Source organism: Streptomyces sp. NPDC088246 (genome assembly GCF_044741025.1).
GTDB lineage: Bacteria > Actinomycetota > Actinomycetes > Streptomycetales > Streptomycetaceae > Streptomyces.
The window spans coordinates 159,182-179,671 of record NZ_JBIURV010000004.1 but is presented as its reverse complement, the minus strand read 5'-3'; the positions used below and the strand labels follow the sequence as shown (position 1 = coordinate 179,671).

Here is a 20,490-nt window from a genome sequence, read left to right as displayed (position 1 = left end):
AAGTCCGCCTCGGAACCGTCACAATTGCCGGCCGGCCCGGTCCGGGCAGACCGTGCCCGGACCGGGCGGAGCACTGACCCGACAGGGCGGAGTGCACCGTGCCCCGCACCGATCCCGGTTCGTCACCGCAGTGACTGGGGCACTATGACGAAGTGACTTCAGCCAGGTCGCACAAGGATTCCGGCCCGCTCCGCAGGACGGGCCGGACGATCGGTCATGCCCTTCACACCCCGTTCACCGGCACCGCGAGAGGAATCCGGAAGGCGACGTACGCCCACGGCGCCGGGGAGTCCGGGCTCGGCAAGCTGATCGAACTGCACGCCGTGAACGGCGCGGGCGATGTGATGATCACGATCGCGCTCGCCTCGACGGTGTTCTTCTCCGTACCGACGGACGAGGCCCGCGGCCGCGTCGCCCTCTACCTCGCCATCACCATGGCGCCCTTCACGCTCCTCGCGCCCGTGATCGGCCCGCTCCTGGACCGTCTTCCGCACGGCCGCCGCGCCGCGATGGCCGGTGCGATGCTGGCCCGTGCGGTGCTCGCGCTCACCATGTCGGGCGCGATCGCCACCGGCGGCCTGGAGCTGTATCCGGCCGCGCTGGGCGTCCTGGTCTGCTCGAAGGCGTACGGAGTCGTACGCAGCGCTGTCGTGCCGCGTCTGCTGCCACCCCGCTTCTCCCTGGTGAAGGCGAACTCCCGGGTCACCCTGGCCGGGCTCCTGGCGACCGGGATCGCCGCCCCGATCGGGGCGGGGCTGCACACCATCGGGTCCGCCTGGCCGCTGTACGGCGCGTGCGTGATCTTCATCGGGGGGACCGTCCTCGCCTTCACGCTGCCGCACAAGGTCGACTCCTCGAAGGGCGAACGGAAGGCCCAGCTGGTGCCGCCGCACGGCATGACGGCCCCCCGGCCCGGGACAAATGGGAACGGGAAGACCGACGGACGGGCGAGAGGCAGGGAGAAGCGGGGCGAGAAGCGGCCCGGGCTGCGGTCCGTGGGGCCGTCCGTGCTCAACGGGCTCCAGGCCAACACCGCGCACCGCGCGCTCTCCGGCTTCCTGATCTTCTTCCTGGCGTTCCTGCTGCGCGAGCACCCGCTCGCCGGGCAGAGCGCCGCCGTCTCGCTCGGCATCGTCGGTGTGGCGGCCGGTGTCGGCAACGCGCTCGGTACGGCGGTCGGCTCCTGGTTCCGGGCCCGCGGCCCCGAAGTGATCGTCGCCTCGGTGCTGGCCCTGGCCCTGGGCGTCGCCTTGCTCGCCGCGCTCTTCTTCAGCACCGTCATGGTCGCCGCGCTGAGCGCGACGGCGGGCTTCACCCAGGCCCTGTCGAAGCTCTCCCTGGACGCGATGATCCAGCGCGACGTGCCCGAAGAGGTGAGGACATCCGCGTTCGCCCGGTCCGAGACCGTGCTCCAGATGGCGTGGGTGATCGGCGGCGGCATCGGCATCGCCCTCCCCCTCAACGGCGTACTGGGCATGTCGGTCGCCGCGGGCATCCTCACCCTGGGCGCCGCCACGTCCGTACGGGGGCTGCTGAGCGCCGCGCGACGCGGCTCGCCGCACCCCCGCGTGGCGTGAACCGGAGCGACCGATAGCCTTCGGCCCATGACCGTTGCGTTCTTCTCCGGTAAGGGCCGTCGAATCGGCGTCGCTCTTGGTGCCGTGTCCGCGGGACTCCTTGTCCTCTCCGCCTGCGACAAGCCGACGCCGCTCGCGACCGTAACGGTCGGCGGCAACACGGTGAGCACCGAGGCGTCCTGCTACAACGACGGCAAGGCCCTCAAGAAGTCCGAAATCCAGAGCTGCCTCAACAAGAAGGCGGAGAAGTCCGTCAAGGTCGCGATGGACGACAAGGTCCGCTTCGGCGTCGACCCGGAGATCGCGAACAACGGCTGGACGCTGTTCATCAACGGTCAGCAGGCCGAGCAGGAGCCGTACAAGAAGACCTACCGGTCCATCCCGGGCAGCGCCTTCTTCTCCAGCCAGACCGGCGAGACCACGAGCAACAAGACGCAGATCAGCATCGTGGAGACCAAGGGCAAGGACTTGATCGGCATCTGGCACTTCGAGCTGAAGAAGACCTCCTGACCCCCGCTCCTCCCCCTCCTGACCTCGGAGGATTCGCCCCGTGCGTGTGCTCGTCGTGACCGCTGTCCCAGCAGAACGGGACGCGGTCACGCGTGCGTTCGGGGATGTGTACGAGGTGGTGGTGCGCAAGGTGCCGGGCGCTCGGCTCCACCGCGTGGACGCCCCCGGCGGCTCCGTCGTCGTCGACGTCCTCGCGGGCGGCGCCGGACCGGCCGCCGCGGCCGCCGCGACGGCTTTCGGGCTTGCCTCCGCTCCGTACGACCTGGTCGTCTCGGCCGGGATCGGCGGCGGATTCGCGCCCGTCGCCCCGGTCGGCTCGCTCGTCGTCGCGAGCGGCATCGTCGCCGCCGATCTGGGCGCCGAGACCCCCGAGGGCTTCGTGCCCGTCACCGGTCTGGGCTTCGGCCGCGACCGGTTCACGCCGCCGCCCGCGCAGGTACGCGACGTGGCCGCCGCCACCGGCGCGCTCACCGGCGAGATCCTCACCGTCTCGACCGTGACCGGCAGCGCCGGGCGCGCCGCCGCCCTGCTGGCCGCGCACCCTCGGGCTGCCGCCGAGGCCATGGAGGGCTTCGGTGTCGCCGAGGCCGCCGAACGGACGGGCGTACCGGTGCTGGAACTGAGGGCGGTCTCGAACGCCGTCGGCCCGCGCGACCGGGACGCCTGGCGCATCGGCGACGCGCTGGCCGCACTCACCGGGGCGTTCGGGAAGATCGTCCCCGCACTGGAAGGTTGGACCCACCATGAACGAAACGACTCGTAACCCGTCGAATCCGTTGCGCATCGCTTTCTCGCCGTGCCCGAACGACACCTTCGTCTTCGACGCCTGGGCGCACGGAAGGGTCCCCGGCGCGCCCGCACTCGATGTCACCTTCGCCGACATCGACATCACCAACAAAATGGCCGAGCGCGGTGAGCTCGACGTGCTCAAGGTTTCGTACGCGGTGCTGCCCTGGGTGCTCGACGAGTACGCGCTGCTGCCGTGCGGCGGGGCGCTGGGGCGGGGCTGCGGACCGCTCGTCCTCACGAAGGAGGCGGGCACGGATCTGACGGGAAAGACCGTCGCCGTGCCGAGTGAGCGCTCCACGGCTTATCTGCTGTTCCGGCTCTGGGCGGCGGAAGTGGTGCCGGGCGGCGTCGGCGACATCGTCGTCATGCCGTTCGACGAGATCATGCCCGCCGTGCGTGACGGGAAGGTGGACGCCGGTCTCGTCATCCACGAGGCCCGTTTCACGTACCAGAACTACGGGCTGCACAACCTCGCGGACATGGGCCGGCACTGGGAGGAGACGACCGGGCTGCCGATCCCGCTCGGCGCGATCATCGCCAAGCGGTCGCTGGGCGCGGACACGCTGAAGCTGCTCGCCGAGTCGGTGCGCACCTCGGTACGGATGGCCTGGGACGACCCTGCGGCGTCCCGGCCCTACGTGCTGGAGCACGCGCAGGAGATGGACCCGGCCGTGGCGGACCAGCACATCGGGCTGTACGTCAACGAGTTCACCGCCGACCTCGGCGAGGACGGCTACGCGGCGATCCGCGGACTGCTGACCCGCGCCGCGGCCGAGGGGCTGGTACCGCCCCTCGGCCCGAATGCGCTGTCGTTCGTCCGAGACCAGCCGGGAGGCCGGAGTCAGACGTCGAGCTGATCGGCGACCGCGCGCAGCAGGCCGCCGATCTTCTTACCGGCCGCCTTGTCGGGGTAGCGGCCGCGCTCCAGCATCGGCGTGATGTTCTCCAGCAGGGTGGTCAGGTCCTGCACGATGGACGCGAGCTCGTCCGGCTTGCGGCGCTGTGCGGCCGCGACGGACGGCGTCGGGTCCAGGATCGCCACCGAGAGCGCCTGGTCTCCGCGCTGACCTGCGACGACGCCGAATTCGACACGCTGGCCGGGCTTGAGTGCGTCGACGCCGTCAGGAAGCACCGAGGAGTGCACGAAGACGTCACCGCCGTCGTCGCGGGAGAGAAAGCCGAAGCCCTTCTCGCTGTTGAACCATTTGACCTTGCCAGTCGGCAAAGCACGCACCCCATCTCAACCCGTATGCCGGAACAAGCCTCAGCAGGTCAGGCTATCCAGTGGTGGTGCTCCCCTGCTGGCAGCAGCCTCCCCAGGTGAAGTACCCCTCGTCAAGCCTGGTCATCCGGACTGCTGTCCAGAAACGGTGCATGCTTGTGCGCGCCGCCTGCCGTGGGGTGGGTCGTCCGTGTCGGGAACTACCCTGGCGGGGTGAGCACTACTCCTTCTGGCGCAGGTGACCGGCTCGTCCGGATCGGCGCGATCGTCTTCTTCATCGGCGCACTGGCCACGCTGGCCACGATGGCCCCGCTGTTCCTCGGAACCCATCCGCTTCCGTCCATCGCGTGGTCGCTGTGCATGCTGATGGGGGTGGGGTTCCTGATCGCCGCGGCGGGCGTGGTGCGGTCGGTGCGGGCGGGGTCGCCGAAGCGGTAGGGCCGGGGTCGTCCGGCGGGCCGCCGTCATGTCGATCGGTTTCCACCTGGGGATCGCCCTCCTCATGGGGCTGACCGGATTCGCCCTGACCGTGGTGGCCTGCGATCTGGCCTTCCTGAGCAGGGGGCTTGACGAAGCGATCTCTCTAGCTGGCCGACTGCTTCAGAGAGTTCGTTCTCGCACCGGTGATGGAAGCACGCCGGGAGTGAACTCACCCGGCGAAAAGGGCCTCCCCGCACCCCTGCCGACTGCGGAAAAAGTCGGCTGGCCAACTGTTGCTCACCCGCCCTCACCTTGCGCCTCTCAGAGCATCTGCCTCATTCGGAGGCAGAACCGGCACCGACGCCCCATGGCTTCCATGGCTCAAACGCGGCCGCGTGGGCACGGGGCTTGAGTTTGGAACCGCTGCCCAGTCGCCGACCACGGTGGCCGGTTCTCGGACGTGGAAGGCACATCCCTACGTGGCCGGAAGGGCCACCGTGCGGGGTTCCGCCCTGGCATGATCGAACGCGCGTCAAGAAGCGGGGGAAGCTCCCTGACCTCGGAGTCGTCCGCACCTTGGAGTCGTCCGCCGGTGATGCGCGCATGACCGGTGCGACCCAGGTCGCAGCAGGGCGCGAAAGACGGAAGGTCCGGCACTCAGGGGACGGACCTCCCATGTCTGTGATCGAGGAACGGAGCTGAAATTGAAAACCTCATCCACCCAGAACGGCGATACCAACCAACCGGGAAGCATGATCGGCCTGTTCTGGATAGAGGAGACCAGGGTGTGTCTGGGCGCGCCTCCGGCCGAAGAGGGCCCTGGCGTGTTCCTCTCCCCTACCGAGCTGTCAGTCACCGGCCCTGAACAACATGTCTGGGGCTGGGAGGATGTGACAGATCTCCAGGTTCTCGACGTGCCGGTGCGCTCGGCTGCCGTCCGATGGGCGACCCGGGTGACGACGGTCGCCGCGGCGGCCCTGGACGCCTGGGTTCCGGGCAGTCCGGCACAGATGACCGTGGTGGTGCATGCCCAGGACCAGCGCGTCGAGGCACCGGTCTTTTCTGCTGCGGCCACCGCGTACACGCAGCGGGAAGTCGACCTCTCGCTCGGTCTGCTCTCCCACTTCGTCCGCGGCAGCGCCTCACCCATCACCCTGACCCAGTGGTGGGCGGAGAACCGGCCGACCGAGGTCCTGCGCTCACGACACCGGGAAGCCGTCCTGGAAGGCTGGCTGGCGCCCCTGCTGTGAGAGCCCGCCACCGCGCCAGGCCGTACTCTCCCGCGTCACGATTCCCGCTCCCGTTCCTGTTCTGTTCCCGTGAAGGAGAAGGGCCACCTCAGCGATGGACGACACCGCCGTGACCCTGGACGTACACCCTCCAACTCCCGCAGGATCCCCGCGCCCCCGGCGTGGCCCGATCGACGCTCCGTACGATCCTGCGCGTGCACGGCATGCGCGAACTCACGGAGATCGCCGAGCTGCTGGCGAGCGAGCTGGTCACCAACGCATACCTGCACTCCTCGGGGCCGTACTCCCTGCGCCTGCGCGACGCCGGGCGCAGCCGTATCCGGCTCAGCGTCTGGGACACCAACCCGCACATCCCCGCCCCCTTCCGATGGAGCGCCGAAGCCCCGGCGGAACTGGCCGAACGGGGGCGGGGGCTGTACCTCGTCACCCTCTACGCGGAGAGCTGGGGCGCCTACCCCATGCGCGGCGGACTGCCGGGGCAGGGCGGGAAACTGCTCTGGGTGGAGTGCGCGGTGAAGACGGACGATGCTCCGCCGTACGGCTCTCAGTGATCTGGAATCGAAACGGGGACGGGCCCGGCCGACGCGCGGGGCGCCTCGCAGGGGACGCCCAGCGCTTGCGTCGGCGGGCAGCCGGTGGCGGGATCACCGGGGGGTGATCGACGCGATCGCCTGGAAGTTCCAGACCGGCTCGCAGTGGGTTTCCCCTGACCATCGCACTTCACTTTCGGGGTGGTTTTTGCGGACGGGGCCGTCCTCCTGTGCCGGAGGCGTCCCGGCATCTCATTGGTCGCACCACGCGATCAACCGACTGCGGATCGCGTACGGGGGTGGGCTTACGTCCCCATGACGTAGGCGCTCCAGATCCGGAGCGGGAAGACATTGCCGCGCTCCGAATCGGGTCCGCCCACGCCCTGCATTCCCAGCAGTTGAGGGGTGCCCGGCTTGTTGCGGAACATCGTGACGGCTGTGGTCAGCCCCTTGGTGTGGCCGATGAACCAGGCCGACTTCATCCGGTCGTCCTTGCCGGTCGCGCCCGCCGAGAGGTCGTCGTCGGCAGCCCTGGACTTGGCGAACGCGGCGAACTTCCCGTCCTGCCCCAGCCTCGTCCAGGCCACCATCCCCAGGGTGTTGTTCACATCGTTCGCCACCGAGGCGTCCATCACGCGCCGCGGCTCGGGCTTCCCAAAGCCCTCGACCGCCTCGCCGTCCCGGATCACCTTGGTCACCGAGTAGGGATCGGCCCTCATGCCGTCGTTACTGAAGGCGGTGTACGCGTCCGCCATCCTGACCGCGCTCGGTGTGGACGTGCCGAGGGGAAAGGACTTGTCCAGGCGGGCCAGGCTCTGCTCGTGCAGGCCGGCCGATACCGCCAGTTCCTTCACCTTCTTCAGCCCGATGTCCTTGCCGAGCAGCACGAAGGTTGCGTTGGCCGACTTGACCAGCGCATCGCGCAGGGGCGTCGGCGCCGTGACCATCACCTGGCCGGCACCGGCACCCGGCGGGGCGGGGAGCGCTGCGTACGGGCCGTCCTTGATCAGACGCCCCTCACTGTCGTAGCCGCTGTTCAGGGTGATCCCGTCGCCGTGCTGAAGCGCCGCGGCCAGCACGAAGGGCTTGAAGGCCGAGCCGACGGGGACGCCCGCGGTGTCGGCGTTGTTGGCGAAGTGGGTGATCGCGTCGGCTCCGCCGTACACCGCGACCACGGCCCCGTCGGACCGCACGGATGCGGCGCCGACCTCGACGTACTTGTCCTCGGGGCGCTTCTTGGGGTCGAGGTCGCGCCTGCGCACGCTCCGCACGGCCCGTTCCAGCTGCCCCACCCTGGCCTTGTCGAAGGTGGTGTGCACCCGGTAGCCGCCCCGGAAGAGGTCCTTGTCGGTGAGGCCCGAGCGCTTCTTGATGTACTTGTTGGCGATGTCGACGAGATAGCCGGTCTGGCCGCCGAGGCTGGTCGGCTTGGCGGCCGGCCTCGGCTCGGGGAACTTCTGGTACGCGGCCCGCTCGGCCTTCGTCATCGTGCCGATCTCCACCTGCCGGTCGAGAATCCACTCCCAGCGGTCGACGGCGCGTTCGTGGTTGCCTTTGCCGCCTGCGGGGTCGTACTGCTCCGCCCCCTTGAGCAGGGACGCGAGCAGCGCCGCCTGGCTGGGGTCGAGGTCCTTCGCGGGAATTCCGTAGTACGCCTGCGCCGCTGCCTGGATGCCGTAGGCGCCGCGGCCGAACCAGCTGGTGTTCAGATATCCCTGGAGGATCTCCTCCTTGCTCTGCTTGTTGCTCAGCTTCAGCGAGATGAAGAACTCCTTGAACTTCCGGGTGGCCGACTGCTCCTGGCTGAGATAGGTGTTCTTCACGTACTGCTGGGTGATGGTGGAGCCGCCCTGGGTCTCACCGCCTTTGACCATGCTGACGGCCGCGCGAGCGATCCCCTTCGCCGATACCCCCGAGTCGGAGTAGAAGGTCTCGTTCTCAGCGGCGATGACCGCGTGCTCCACCGAATCGGGTATGTCGGCGAGCGTCACGTTCTGCCGATCGACCGCGCCCACGCTCACCATCTGGCTGCCGTCCGCCCAGTAGTAGACGGTGCCCTGCCTGCGCGCCTCGGCGTTCTCGTCCGGGATGTCGACGGACGCGTACATCACGGCGAACAGCCCGGCCAGCGCTCCGGATCCGAGCAGGATCCCGCTCAGCACCTGCCGCCACGAAGGGACCCAGCGGCGCCAGTTGCTTCTCCCCCGGCGGGGGTAGTCGACACGGAGCCCGCGAAGGCGGATCGTGCGGATGGGGCTTCGGGCCATGCTCCGGCTCCTCGTTCACCGTCCCGCACCGGTGTGGTGCGGGCTTGTGGGAGGAGATGTTCCGGATCGCGATCAGGTTGTCTCAGAGCCCCGTCCGACACGGGTGGCGAACCGAGGACAAAGCACAACGGCCGTCGGAAGCCAGGTGGATTGGGGTCGTCAGCCCGCCGCGGGGGCGTCCGGAGGCATGGTCGCCCGGCGCTCAGTGCATCCGCCCCTGCCGAAGGCCCTACGCCGCGTCCCCGTCCAGGTACCCGTCCAGCCAGGACGGGAAGTCCGTCAGCGTCGACAGGACGACATCCGCTCCCGCCGCCCGGAGCTCCTCCGCGTCGCACGGGCCCGTGGTGACCGCCACCGAGAGTGCCCCGGCCGTGCGGGCGCCCCGGACATCGCCGGTGTGGTCGCCCACGTACACATCCGCCCCGTGCTCGCGCAGCGCCTGGCCCTTGGCCTCCGCCCACAGACCGCCGATCACCGCATCCGGCTCGATCCCGAGGTGCGCCAGGTGCAGCTCGGCGTTCGGCAGGTGCTTTGCGGTGACGACTATCGCCCGGCCGCCCCGCTCCCGGATCGCCGCGACCGACTCCCGGGCACCCGGCAGCGCGGGGCTCGGGGCGATGGCGTATGTGGGATAGATCTCCCGGTAGCGGTCGGCGGTCGCGGCCACCGCGTCGGCCGGAAACCAGTTCCGCAACTCGTCGTCGACCGGCGGACCGAGCCTGCTCACCACCAGATCCGTGTCGATCGGCGTCCCCGTCTCGGCGGAGAGCGCCAGGTAGGCGGCCTTGATGCCGGGCCGGGAGTCGATGAGCGTCATATCGAGGTCGAAACCGACCGTCAGCGGGTGCGAAGGCATGGAATCCATTGTCGCGGGGCCGGGCGCGGCCGCGGCATCGGTACGGGCCTCGGGCGCCGGAACGGCGGTGCTTAGACTTAGCCAAGCCTAACTTTGCTTCGCTTTCGATTGGGTCCGATGTCAGCCGCCGCACCACGCCGCTCCAGACGCGCACTCGCGACGGCGGCGGCCGTCGCGGCGCTGCTGGTGTCGGTGCTTCTCAGCCTCGCCGTAGGGGCCCGCTCCATACCCCCGTCCGAGGTGATCGACGCCCTGCTGCACGGCGGGCACTCCGACGCCGCCGAAGTCATCCGGAACATGCGGGTGCCGCGCACCCTGATCGGGCTGATGGTCGGCGCGGCGCTGGCCCTCGCGGGCACGGTGCTCCAGGGCATCACCCGTAACCCCATCGCCGACCCCGGCATCCTCGGCATCAGCCAGGGCGCCTCGGTGGGCGTGGTGCTGGCCATCGCGTATGCCGGGATCCACACCCTGACGGGATACGTGTGGTTCGCGTTCGCGGGGGCGGCGATCGCCTCCGTCGCCGTGTACGCCATCGCCTCCAGCGGACGCGGGGGCGCCACCCCCGTGAAGCTCGCCCTCGGCGGCGCCGCGATCAACGCGCTGCTGGTGTCGGTGACCATGGGCGTGCTGACGACCAAGGCATCCGCGCTGGACGAGTTCCGCTTCTGGCAGGTCGGCTCCATCGCCGGGCGCGAGGCCGATGTGGCCCAGCAGATCTGGCCGTTCATGCTGGTCGGGACCGTGCTCGTGCTGTCCGTCGCCCGCGGGCTCGATGCGCTGGCGCTCGGCGAGGACGTGGCGAAGGGGCTCGGGCAGAAGGTCGCGACGGTACGGATCGTCGGCGGCATCGGGGCCACCGTGCTGACCGGTGTCGGTGTCGCGGCGGCCGGCCCGATCGCGTTCATCGGACTCGCCGTCCCGCACATCGCCCGCGCGATCATCGGCAGCGACCACCGCTGGGTACTGCCGATGGCGGCACTGATCGGACCCGTCATGCTGCTCGTCTCCGATGTCATCGGCCGCATCCTCTTCCCGCCGAGCGAGGTCCCGGCGGGCGTGATGACGGCGCTGATCGGCGTTCCCTTCCTGGTCACCCTGGTACGCCGGAAGGCGGTGCCCGCATGAGCGACACCACTGTCCGGGTGCGGCCCGCCGGGTACCACGTCGTACGGATCGGGGCGCGGGGCCGGTTCCTGCTGCACCGGCGGGCGGCCGTCGTCGCCACCGTCCTCGTCGTCCTGCTGGCCTGCGTCTGTGTCGCGTACCTCTGCGTCGGCGAGAGCTTCGTCGCGCCCGGCGAGGTCATGAAGGTGATCCTGGGGCAGCCGTCCCCCGACGAGCTGGTCGTCGGCACGCTGCGGCTGCCGCGGATGGTCGTGGGACTGCTGGTCGGTGCGGCGTTCGGGATCGCCGGTGCGCTGATCCAGACCGTTGCCCGCAATCCGCTGGCCAGCCCCGACATCATCGGCATCAGCCAGGGGGCGAGCGCGCTCACGGTCGGCGCGATGACCTTCGGCGTCACCTCGTACACCGTGCTGCCGTATCTGTCCGTCATCGGCGGGGTGGCCGCGGCGGCGCTCGTGTACGTCTTCGCCTGGCGCGGCGGGCTGCACGCCACCCGCTTCGTCCTCATCGGCATCGGCTTCGCCATCGCGCTGCGGTCGGTCACCACGCTGTTCCTGACGAAGGGCGACTATCTGGTCGCCCAGCAGGCGCAGATCTGGATGACCGGCTCACTCAACGGCCGCGGCTGGTCCGAGGCCGCGCCGATCGGCTGGACGCTGCTGATCCTGCTGCCGGCCGTCCTGTGGGCCGCCCGCGCCCAGCGCACCGTCTCGATGGACGACGACACCGCGACTGCCCTCGGGGTGCGTCTGGGACGGGTACGGCTGGGGCTCGTCGCACTCGGTGTGGTCCTGGCATCCGTGGCGACCGGGACGGCCGGCCCGGTCGACTTCGTGGCGCTGCTCGCCCCGCAGATCGCCCGCCGGATGACCCGTACCGCGCAGATTCCGCTGTTCTGCTCGGCGCTGCTCGGCGCGCTGATCGTCGTCTTCGCGGATCTGCTGGCGCGCAGGCTCTTCTCGCCCACCGAGCTGCCGGTGGGCGTTCTGACGGCGGCGGTCGGCGCCCCGTATCTGATCTGGCTGATCATCCGCGGCCACGGCGGCGGTCGCGGCCGTAGTGGAGGCACTGCATGAGCTCGACCCGTACGTCCGACGCCACGGCGACCGCGACCAGCCGGCTCACGGTGCGGGAGCTGACTCTCGCGTACGAGGACCGCACCGTCGTCCACGAGCTGGACCTCGCCGTTCCCGACGGACAGGTCACCGTCATCGTCGGCCCGAACGCCTGCGGCAAGTCGACCACGCTGCGCGCGCTCGGCCGGCTCCTCAAGCCGCGCGGCGGGGCCGTGCTCCTCGACGGCACCGAGCTGTCGAAGATCCCCACGCGGAAGATCGCCCAGTCGATCGGGCTGCTGCCGCAGACCCCTGTGGCCCCCGAGGCGATCACCGTCTGTGACCTCGTCGCCCGCGGCCGGCAGCCGCATCAGCACTGGTGGCAGCAGTGGTCGGACGAGGACGAGCGGGCGGTGACGGACGCGATGGAGCGTACGGACGTCACCGCGCTGGGCGACCGGTCGGTGGACGAGCTGTCCGGCGGGCAGCGCCAGCGGGTCTGGATCGCGATGGCGCTCGCCCAGGAGACGGATCTGCTGCTGCTCGACGAGCCGACCACGTACCTCGACATCGCGCACCAGGTGGAGGTCCTGGACCTGGTGCGCCGGCTCACCGCACCGGCGGCGGACGGCACCCGCGGCCGGACCGTCGTCACCGTGCTCCACGACCTCAACCAGGCCGCCCGGTACGCGGACCACCTGGTCGCCATGAAGGCGGGCCGGATCGTCGCCGAGGGCCACCCGAACGACATCGTCACCGCCGGTCTCGTGCGCGAGGTCTTCGGCCTGGACGCGGTGATCGTCCCGGACCCGGTGACGGGTTCGCCGCTCGTGGTGCCGGGGGCTCCCTGGCAGGCCACGCCGGCGTCATGAACCCGCGCCCCGGTTACCGGCAGGCCCGGGTGGGCGCCCGCCAGGACGGTCGCCCGGCGCTGCGGGCCACGCTCCTTCCCCGGACTCCCGGCTCCTGCGCCGCGTTCGAACGGTGGAGCTCCCACGGGGCCCGGGACCCCATCGCCCCTGGCGACCCGTTGCCCCGCAGCGGTCGGCCGCCGGCACACCCGTGGCCAACCACCCCGACCCCGACGAAGGGCACTCCATGACCACCTTCACCCGCCGCCGCGGCGTCACCCTCGGCGCCCTCACCCTGGCCGGCGCGCTCGCGCTCTCCGCCTGTGGCTCCTCCGACTCCGGCGGCGACAGCAACTCCGGTGCCGGCAGCGCCAAGACCCACACCGTCAAGACGGCCATGGGTGACGTCGAGGTCCCTGTGAACCCCCGACGCGTCGTGGTCCTCGACACCGGTGAGCTGGACTCCGCACTCACCCTCGGCGTGCAGCCGGTCGGCGCGACGCACTCGGCCACGGAGGACGGCTTCCCCTCCTACCTGCCCGAGAACCGGACGAAGGACATCAAGGACGTCGGCGAGATCGCCAACCCCAACCTGGAGACCGTCGCCTCGCTGAAGCCGGACCTGATCCTCACCAGCAAGGTCCGTGACGGTGACCGTTACGAACAGCTCAGTGCGATCGCCCCCACCGTGATGACGGAGTCCACCGGGACCGCCTGGAAGGAGAACTTCCGGACGCACGCGGAGGCGCTCGGCAAGCAGGCCGAGGCGAAGAAGGCCGTCGCCGGGTACGACGCCCATGTCGCGGACGTGACCGAGGCGATCGGCGGCAAGGAGAAGGCGGCCGCCACGGACGTCAACTTCGTCCGCTTCGTCGAGGGCGCCGACATCCGCATCTACGGCAAGCAGAACTACATCGGCTCGATCCTCGCCGACCTCGGCATGGGCCGCCCCTCGATCACCGACAAGGCCAAGGACGGCTTCTCGTACGACGTGTCCCCCGAGAAGATCGACCTCGCGGACGCGGATGTCATCTTCACGTCGACGTACGGCGACCCGGAGAAGGCGGGGGCGACCAGGACGATGAACAGCGGCCTGTGGAAGGGGCTGACGGCGTCCAAGGACGGAAAGGTCTTCAAGGTCGACGACCGCCTGTGGATCGCGGGCATCGGCTACACGGCCGCGGACAAGATCCTCGACGAGTTCCAGACGGATCTGACGAAGTAGGGCGGGGCGGGGCGGGCACGCCGGCCGGCGGCAAAATCGAGCCCGCCCGGCGTTTGAGGGCGTCTTTCAACCCGTCCGGCGTTTGAGGGCGGAACGGGCAGCCGGGGAGACCCGCATCTGCGGCTTCCCGGAAACCCAGCCCGTCCGGTGTTCGAGGGCGAACCGTTGCGCGTTCTCGCCCGAGCCCAGACACCCGCCGGACAGGCCCACCGCCTACCCCACCCGCTTCCGCGCCCGCCACACCAGGAACACCGCCGACGCCACCGCGGCCGTGCGCACCACCACCGGCCACACCCCGCTCAGCGCCTCCGCCATCCCGTCCTGCGGGATCGGCTCACCCCAGCGGCCCTCCGTCCGGCCCCAGAGCCAGACGAGCGCGCCCGCCACGACCGCGCCAGGCAGCCCCATCGCGGCCCATTTCGCCTCCGCGCGGGACAACTTGCGCGAGCTGTACGCGAGCAGCCAGCCACCCGCCAGGGCCAGCCAGGAGCCCATCACCGCGCCCACGACCAGCAGCCCGGCGGCAAGCAGCAAAAAGGGGTGGGAGAAACCCCGGGCCCTCGACTCGCGCGGGGCACGGCGGCGGAGGCCCGGGAGCCGTCGGCGTCGCGGCGCGGCCTCGTCGGTGCCGACGTCCTCGGCCGGACCGCCGTCGGCCGAGTCGCCCGTGCGCGGGCGCGGAACGGCGTCCCGGGCCGGCGGCCGCTTCATCATGTCCGGGATCTCGACGCCGCCGACGAACCCCGGCACATCGACCCCGTCACCGAACGGCTCCGGCTCGATCCGCCACCAGTCGGGCTCGCTCCCGGACGGCCCCAGTTCGTCCGTACCGGCCATGTGCGGCGGCGAAGGCACCCGACCGGCCGCCGCTTCCGGGGCCGCGGAGTCCGCGGGATCGCCGTCGTACTCCGATTCCCCGTCCGGCGCCTGCGACGCGCCCTTGCCGGAACTGTCTTTCCGGAGCATCCGCTTGCGCGGACGGGGGATGCCGCGCGCTGCCCCCGCGGCAGGTTCCGGCCGCTGGGGCAGCTCCACCGTCCCGTCCGCCGACGCGGCCGCAGCCGCGACCAGTTCGTCCGGTGTGCCGAGCCTCCCGATGATGCGGCGGACCGCCGCCGGGGTGTCCGCGGACTGCGTTCCGCGCTGCCGGTCGATCTCGCCCCGGAGGGTCGAAACGAGCCTCATCCGGGCGCTCGAGGACAGCTGTTGCTGCTGTGCCAGGTCCCCGACCCGGCTCAGATAGTCGTAGACGAGCTGCTCGCTCTCGATCCCCACGCGATGGTTCCCCTCTGGCGCCTGCACCGACGGTAGCGCCCTCGGGCCTGTCCGGAGCGACTACCGTGGGACGGATGGGGATGACCACACCACCGCGGACGCTCGCCGAAGCTCTCCGCGCCCGGGACGACGAGTCGTTGGCGGGGCTGCTGCGTGCCCGCCCCGATCTCCTCACCCCCGTACCGGGCGACATCACTCAGCTCGCGACGAGAGCCGGCACGCGCGCCTCCGTCGTACGCGCCCTGGAACACCTCGACCGGTTCGCCCTGCAGACCGCCGAGGCGCTCGCAGTGGCCCCCGACCCCGCCCCGTACGAGACGCTGCTCGGCCTCCTCACCGGCGACGGCCGGGACGACGGCGAGCACCGCGGCGACGCGGACGCGGCGATCGGGGACGCGCTGCCCGCCGCCCTGACCACCCTGCGCGAACAGGCCCTCATCTGGGGCGAGGACGACCGGCTGCGGCTGGTGCGCACCGCCCGCGAACTCCTCGCGCCGTCCCCGCAGCACCCCTCCCCCACCGGTCTGGGCCCGACCGTCGCGGAGGCGACCGCCGGAATGTCGCCGGGCCGCCTCCAGGACATCCTGGCGACCGCCGGACTGCCCGCCACCCATGACCCGGTCTCCGCCGTGACGTCCCTGTCCGCGCTCTTCACCGACCGGGCCAGGATGGGCGAGCTGCTGGACACCGCTCCCGCCGAGGCCCTGTCCGTACTGGACCGGCTGGTGTGGGGGCCGCCGTACGGGGAAGTGACGCCGAACCCCACCCCGCCGGTGAAATGGCTGCGCGATCGCGGGCTGCTGCTGCCCGTGTCGACCCGCACCGTGGTGCTGCCCCGCGAGGCCGCCCTGCATCTGCGGGCCGGGCGCGCCCACCGCGTGCCGGAACCGCAGCCGCCCGCTGTGGAGGCGGTCGCGAACCGTGATCCACAGGCTGTGGACAGCGCGGCGGCCGGCCAGGCGTTCCTGGCGGTGAACACCGTCGAAGAGCTGCTGAAGAGCTGGAACGGCGGCGGCCCCGCGATACTGCGGGCCGGCGGGCTCAGTGTCCGCGAGCTGAAGAAGACCGCCACCGCCCTCGACGTCTCCGAACCCGTCGCCGCGTTCTGGGTCGAACTCACCTACGCGGCCGGGCTGCTGGCCTCCGACGGAGAGGCCGACGAACGGTACGCGCCGACTCCCGCGTACGACGACTGGGCCGAACTCCCGGCCCAGGACCGCTGGGTGCACCTCGCCACCACCTGGCTCGCCGTCACCCGTACCCCGGGCCTGGTCGGCGGCCAGGACGCCAAGGGCCGGGCCCTGTCCGCCCTCGGCCCCGACCTCGACCGCTCCGCCGGCCCCGAGGTACGCCACCGGGTCCTGGCCCTCCTCGCCGCCCTGCAACCGGGCACCGCCCCCGACCCGGAGACAGTGCTCGCCCGGCTGCGCTGGGAACGCCCCCTGCGCGGCGCCTCCGCCTCCGCCGGGGACACCACCGACCTGCGGTCCCGGATCGCCCTGTGGACACTCAACGAATCCGAGCTCCTCGGCATCACCGGCCGCGGCGCGCTCGCCGCGCACACCCGCGCCCTGCTCGACTCCGGGCCGACCGAGGCCGCCGCGCTGCTCGCGCCCCTCATCCCGGAGCCGCTGGACCACGTCCTGCTCCAGGCCGACCTGACGGCCGTCGCCCCCGGCCCGCTGGAGCGCCCCCTGGCCGACATGCTCTCCGCCCTCGCGGACATCGAGTCGAAGGGCGGCGCGACGGTCTACCGGTTCACCCCCGGGTCCGTACGCCGCGCCCTGGACGCCGGACAGTCCGCGGCCGATCTGCACGCGTTCCTCGCCGCCCACAGCCGTACGCCGGTGCCGCAGCCGCTCAGCTACCTCATCGACGACGTCGCCCGCCGCCACGGCCATCTGCGGATCGGCGCCGCCTCCTCGTACGTGCGCTGCGACGACGAGGCCGTACTGAACGAGATCCTCGCCGACAGGCGCTCGGCCACCCTGCGCCTGCGCCGCCTCGCACCGACGGCCCTGGCCGCCCAGATCGACCCCGCCTCCCTGCTCGACGGGCTGCGCGAGATGGGGTACGCGCCGGCCGCCGAGTCCGCCGAGGGCGACGTGCTGATCACCCGCGCGGGCGCCCGCCGCACCCCGCCCCGCACGGCCCCCGTCCCCGTGCCCGAGGGCCCTCCGGTCCCGGACTCCACCCTGCTCGGCGCGGCGGTGAGGGCGATCCGCGCCGGGGACACGGCCGCCACGGTGGTCCGCAAGGACCCGGCCGACGCGCCTGCGGCCTCGTCCGGCTCCCTGCCCCGTACGACCTCCGCCGAGACCCTTGCCACCGTCCAGGCCGCCGCGATGACCGGCTCGGCGGTCTGGATCGGCTACGTCAACGCGGACGGCGCGGCCAGCCAGCGCGTCATCGCCCCGGTCCGGGTCGAGGGCGGGTTCGTCACGGCGTACGACCACACGGCGGACGAGGTCCGCACGTACCCGCTGCACCGGATCACCGGCGTCGCCGAACTGGCCGACGACGCGACGCCCTGACCGGCGTCCCGGAGACTGACGGTCAGGGGAGATTCCGGCCCCACGTCTGCAGGGCATAGGACCGTCCCTTCTCCTCCCCCTTGATCAACGGCACGTCGAGCAGGCTGAAACCCGCCCCAGTGGCCACGGCGACGCTGGCGGCGTTCTCGGCCTCCAACTCCAGGATCACGCGCTCCACGCCCAGCTGCTCGAAGGCATACGCGGCCATCACCCGCACCGCCCGCGCAGCGAGCCCCTGGCCGCGGTGCGCCGGGCCGACCGCGTAGCCGAGCTCTGTGCCCTCGGGGGCACGCCGCAGCATCACCTCACCGAGCGGTGCCCCGCCGTCGACGGTGATGGCGAGGAGGATGGCCGTCCCCTCCGCCCGCAGCTGCCGGTCCCGGTCCAGTCGCGCGCGGGCGGCCGCTTCGTCGAAAGGGGAGACGATCGGCGTCCAGTACGCGATGTCGGGGTGGTCGAACAGATCCGGCATCGCGGCCAGGTCCGCTTCCGTCCAGTCGCGCAGGACGAGACCTTCCCCCGTGAGCTCGATCCGATCGGGAAAGGGCAACGCGGTGCTGCTCATGGTGAGGAACCTCCCAGGCCTGTTCAGGACGAGGCAGGATAACTGGGGGCGGTCATCGGCTCACCAGAACGTCCAGGACTCTCACAGCCCGACCGGTCCTGTCCCGGATGCGGCACACTGGATGTTTGGCCGTTCCCGGCCGTTCCCGCAGCAGAAAGGGCCGAAGCGCGTGACCGGACCCCTCATCGTCCAGAGCGACAAGACGCTGCTCCTGGAAGTCGACCACGATCAGGCCGACGCCTGCCGTCGGGCGATCGCGCCCTTCGCCGAGCTGGAGCGGGCGCCCGAGCACATCCACACCTACCGGCTGACCCCGCTCGGGCTGTGGAACGCGCGCGCCGCCGGGCACGACGCCGAGCAGGTCGTCGACGCGCTCGTGCAGTACTCGCGCTATCCCGTTCCGCACGCGCTGCTCGTCGACATCGCCGAGACGATGGCCAGGTACGGCCGCCTCACGCTCTCCAAGCACCCGGTGCACGGTCTCGTGCTGACCTCGACCGACCGGCCCGTGCTGGAGGAGATCCTCCGGTCGAAGAAGGTCCAGCCGCTGGTCGGGGCACGGATCGACCCGGACACCGTGGCCGTGCACCCCTCGGAGCGCGGGCAGATCAAGCAGACACTGCTGAAGCTGGGCTGGCCGGCCGAGGACCTGGCCGGGTACGTCGACGGCGAGGCGCACCCCATCGAGCTGGCGGAGGACGGCTGGGCGCTGCGGCCGTACCAGAAGCAGGCTGTCGAAGGGTTCTGGCACGGCGGCTCGGGTGTCGTCGTGCTGCCCTGCGGTGCGGGGAAGACACTGGTCGGGGCCGGTGCGATGGCCCAGGCCAAGGCGACCACGCTGATCCTGGTGACGAACACCGTCTCGGCCCGGCAGTGGAAGCACGAGCTGGTGAAGCGGACCTCGCTGACCGAGGACGAGATCGGCGAGTACAGCGGTACGCGCAAGGAGATCCGGCCGGTCACCATCGCCACCTACCAGGTGCTGACGACCCGCCGCAAGGGCATCTACCCGCACCTGGAGCTGTTCGACTCCCGCGACTGGGGTCTGGTGATCTACGACGAGGTGCATCTGCTGCCCGCGCCCGTCTTCAAGTTCACCGCCGACCTGCAGGCCCGGCGCCGCCTCGGCCTCACCGCGACGCTGGTGCGTGAGGACGGCCGCGAGTCGGACGTCTTCTCGCTGATCGGGCCCAAGCGGTTCGACGCCCCGTGGAAGGAGATCGAGGCGCAGGGCTATATCGCGCCGGCCGACTGTGTCGAGGTGCGGGTCAATCTGACGGACTCGGAGCGGCTGGCCTACGCGACCGCCGAGACCGAGGAGAAGTACCGGTTCTGCGCGACGACCGCGACGAAGCGGATGGTGACGGAGGCGCTGGTACGCAAGCACCGGGGCGAGCAGACCCTGGTCATCGGGCAGTACATCGACCAGCTCGACGAGCTGGGTGAGCATCTGAACGCCCCGGTGATCAAGGGCGAGACGAGCAACGCCCAGCGCGAGAAGCTCTTCGACGCGTTCCGCGAGGGCGAGCTCAGCGTCCTCGTGGTGTCGAAGGTCGCGAACTTCTCCATCGACCTGCCGGAGGCGACCGTCGCCATTCAGGTGTCGGGGACGTTCGGCTCGCGGCAGGAGGAGGCGCAGCGGCTCGGCCGGGTACTGCGGCCGAAGGCCGACGGGCACGAGGCGCGGTTCTACTCGGTGGTCGCCCGTGACACGATCGACCAGGACTTCGCGGCGCACCGCCAGCGGTTCCTGGCCGAGCAGGGGTACGCCTACCGGATCGTGGACGCGGACGAGCTGCTGACCGACAACTGAGGCCGGTGGCCGACCTGTGCACGCCGGTCAGTCACCGAAGATGAGCAGCGGCAGCAGGTCCGCCGCGATCACCGCGTGCGGCAGCGGCGCGAAGGCCGCGGCCCGTCGGCGGGCCGCGGTCCAGCGCGAGCGCCATGGCAGAACCCACGTGACGAACAGGCCCAGAGGTGTCACGTACAAAATCGCTCGGGCTCGCGGCGGTGAACGCCTCGGTGGACGCCTCGGTGGACACCCGCCTCTTCCGCGTACTCGCCGAGGACGACCACGCCGAACGCGGCGCGGGCGTAGACCTTGACGGCACGCAGGGCGTCGCCGACGCGGTGGGTGTACGGGTGACCGGTGGCCGCGGTCGCGCCGTGCGCGGGGCCGGTCCTGCGAGGGTTCAGAGAGACGGTGCTCATGTACTCCATGGTCCTGCGCCCGGCCACTGAAGGCATCGACCCGCGGACGGAACCCTGAAGCGGTGCGCGTAGGCCTCCGGTCGCACGGCGTCCCCTACGGGACGGACCCGGCGTCAAAACCGTTGGACCGTGACGAGGGCGGTCGATACAATCGCCGGTCTGCCCGCCTCCCGCACCGTGGTACCGGCCATCGCCGGCAGCCGGGGGAGCGCCGCCGACCGG

The 20,490-nt window shown here is 71.1% G+C and carries 19 protein-coding genes and 1 pseudogene; 13 read left to right on the top strand and 7 right to left on the bottom strand.

The window, feature by feature from the left end:
* Positions 1-152 precede the first annotated feature (152 nt).
* The 4 genes from ACIPEK_RS08370 to ACIPEK_RS08355 are packed head-to-tail and all read left to right on the top strand — an operon-like array spanning position 153 to position 3,733.
* Complete coding sequence (locus ACIPEK_RS08370; RefSeq protein ID WP_401992271.1) at positions 153-1,577, top strand: MFS transporter; 1,425 nt, start codon at positions 153-155, stop codon at positions 1,575-1,577.
* 27 nt (positions 1,578-1,604) lie between these two features.
* Positions 1,605-2,087, top strand: a complete 483-nt coding sequence (locus ACIPEK_RS08365; protein WP_383070581.1) for a DUF2771 domain-containing protein — start codon at positions 1,605-1,607, stop codon at positions 2,085-2,087.
* 40 nt (positions 2,088-2,127) lie between these two features.
* Positions 2,128-2,850 (top strand): futalosine hydrolase, encoded by a 723-nt coding sequence (locus ACIPEK_RS08360; RefSeq protein ID WP_401992268.1) that lies wholly within the window; start codon positions 2,128-2,130, stop codon positions 2,848-2,850.
* Complete coding sequence (locus ACIPEK_RS08355) at positions 2,831-3,733, top strand: 1,4-dihydroxy-6-naphthoate synthase (RefSeq protein WP_401992265.1); 903 nt, start codon at positions 2,831-2,833, stop codon at positions 3,731-3,733. The genes ACIPEK_RS08360 and ACIPEK_RS08355 overlap by 20 nt, the downstream gene beginning before the upstream one ends.
* Here the strand turns inward: ACIPEK_RS08355 and ACIPEK_RS08350 are convergent.
* Positions 3,718-4,101, bottom strand: a complete 384-nt coding sequence (locus ACIPEK_RS08350; protein WP_072485776.1) for a cold-shock protein — start codon at positions 4,099-4,101, stop codon at positions 3,718-3,720. The genes ACIPEK_RS08355 and ACIPEK_RS08350 overlap by 16 nt on opposite strands.
* A 210-nt stretch (positions 4,102-4,311) precedes the next feature.
* Here ACIPEK_RS08350 and ACIPEK_RS08345 point away from each other — a divergent pair, with 210 nt between their 5' ends.
* The 3 genes and pseudogenes from ACIPEK_RS08345 to ACIPEK_RS08335 all read left to right on the top strand — a co-directional run.
* On the top strand, positions 4,312-4,536 hold the full coding sequence (locus ACIPEK_RS08345) for a hypothetical protein (protein WP_093899786.1): 225 nt from the start codon (positions 4,312-4,314) through the stop codon (positions 4,534-4,536).
* 734 nt (positions 4,537-5,270) lie between these two features.
* Positions 5,271-5,768: a hypothetical protein gene (locus tag ACIPEK_RS08340; protein WP_401992262.1), complete on the top strand. Its 498-nt coding sequence runs from the start codon at positions 5,271-5,273 to the stop codon at positions 5,766-5,768.
* A 113-nt stretch (positions 5,769-5,881) separates the two neighbouring features.
* Positions 5,882-6,319, top strand: a pseudogene (locus tag ACIPEK_RS08335) (ATP-binding protein); the annotation flags it as partial.
* A 284-nt stretch (positions 6,320-6,603) separates the two neighbouring features.
* On the opposite strand, the gene ACIPEK_RS08330 reads toward ACIPEK_RS08335, so the two are convergent.
* Positions 6,604-8,565: a transglycosylase domain-containing protein gene (locus ACIPEK_RS08330; protein ID WP_401992259.1), complete on the bottom strand. Its 1,962-nt coding sequence runs from the start codon at positions 8,563-8,565 to the stop codon at positions 6,604-6,606.
* Positions 8,566-8,794: 229 nt separating this feature from the next.
* A complete protein-coding gene (locus ACIPEK_RS08325) occupies positions 8,795-9,421 on the bottom strand; it encodes an HAD family hydrolase (protein WP_401992256.1) in 627 nt (208 codons plus the stop codon).
* Between the two features lie 117 nt (positions 9,422-9,538).
* Between ACIPEK_RS08325 and ACIPEK_RS08320 the strand changes: the two genes are divergently transcribed.
* The 4 genes from ACIPEK_RS08320 (at position 9,539) to ACIPEK_RS08305 (ending at position 13,680) form a co-directional block, all read left to right on the top strand.
* Positions 9,539-10,549, top strand: coding sequence for a FecCD family ABC transporter permease (locus tag ACIPEK_RS08320; RefSeq protein WP_401992253.1), 1,011 nt, complete (start codon positions 9,539-9,541; stop codon positions 10,547-10,549).
* Entirely contained in the window at positions 10,546-11,625 is a 1,080-nt protein-coding gene (locus ACIPEK_RS08315) for a FecCD family ABC transporter permease (RefSeq protein WP_401992250.1), read from the top strand. The genes ACIPEK_RS08320 and ACIPEK_RS08315 overlap by 4 nt, the downstream gene beginning before the upstream one ends.
* Positions 11,622-12,476 (top strand): ABC transporter ATP-binding protein, encoded by an 855-nt coding sequence (locus ACIPEK_RS08310; protein WP_401992247.1) that lies wholly within the window; start codon positions 11,622-11,624, stop codon positions 12,474-12,476. Before ACIPEK_RS08315 ends, ACIPEK_RS08310 begins: the two co-directional genes overlap by 4 nt.
* 226 nt (positions 12,477-12,702) lie before the next feature.
* Positions 12,703-13,680, top strand: a complete 978-nt coding sequence (locus ACIPEK_RS08305) for an ABC transporter substrate-binding protein (protein ID WP_401992244.1) — start codon at positions 12,703-12,705, stop codon at positions 13,678-13,680.
* Between the two features lie 213 nt (positions 13,681-13,893).
* Here the strand turns inward: ACIPEK_RS08305 and ACIPEK_RS08300 are convergent, their stop codons facing one another.
* On the bottom strand, positions 13,894-14,955 hold the full coding sequence (locus tag ACIPEK_RS08300; RefSeq protein WP_401992241.1) for a hypothetical protein: 1,062 nt from the start codon (positions 14,953-14,955) through the stop codon (positions 13,894-13,896).
* A 74-nt stretch (positions 14,956-15,029) separates the two neighbouring features.
* Between ACIPEK_RS08300 and ACIPEK_RS08295 the strand changes: the two genes are divergently transcribed.
* Positions 15,030-17,489, top strand: a complete 2,460-nt coding sequence (locus tag ACIPEK_RS08295; RefSeq protein ID WP_401992238.1) for a helicase C-terminal domain-containing protein — start codon at positions 15,030-15,032, stop codon at positions 17,487-17,489.
* 22 nt (positions 17,490-17,511) lie between these two features.
* On the opposite strand, the gene ACIPEK_RS08290 is transcribed toward ACIPEK_RS08295, so the two are convergent.
* Positions 17,512-18,054 (bottom strand): GNAT family N-acetyltransferase, encoded by a 543-nt coding sequence (locus ACIPEK_RS08290; protein WP_401992235.1) that lies wholly within the window; start codon positions 18,052-18,054, stop codon positions 17,512-17,514.
* A 169-nt stretch (positions 18,055-18,223) separates the two neighbouring features.
* Between ACIPEK_RS08290 and ACIPEK_RS08285 the strand changes: the two genes are divergently transcribed.
* Positions 18,224-19,867 carry a DNA repair helicase XPB gene (locus ACIPEK_RS08285; protein WP_383070622.1) on the top strand — a complete coding sequence of 548 codons (1,644 nt, stop codon included), beginning with the start codon at positions 18,224-18,226 and terminating at the stop codon, positions 19,865-19,867.
* A gap of 27 nt (positions 19,868-19,894) precedes the next feature.
* Here ACIPEK_RS08285 and ACIPEK_RS08280 read toward each other — a convergent pair whose 3' ends face one another.
* Both ACIPEK_RS08280 and ACIPEK_RS08275 read right to left on the bottom strand, forming a co-directional pair.
* Entirely contained in the window at positions 19,895-20,041 is a 147-nt protein-coding gene (locus tag ACIPEK_RS08280; protein ID WP_401992231.1) for a hypothetical protein, read from the bottom strand.
* A complete protein-coding gene (locus ACIPEK_RS08275) occupies positions 20,038-20,268 on the bottom strand; it encodes a hypothetical protein (protein WP_382900597.1) in 231 nt (76 codons plus the stop codon). The genes ACIPEK_RS08280 and ACIPEK_RS08275 overlap by 4 nt, the downstream gene beginning before the upstream one ends.
* Positions 20,269-20,490: the final 222 nt, after the last annotated feature.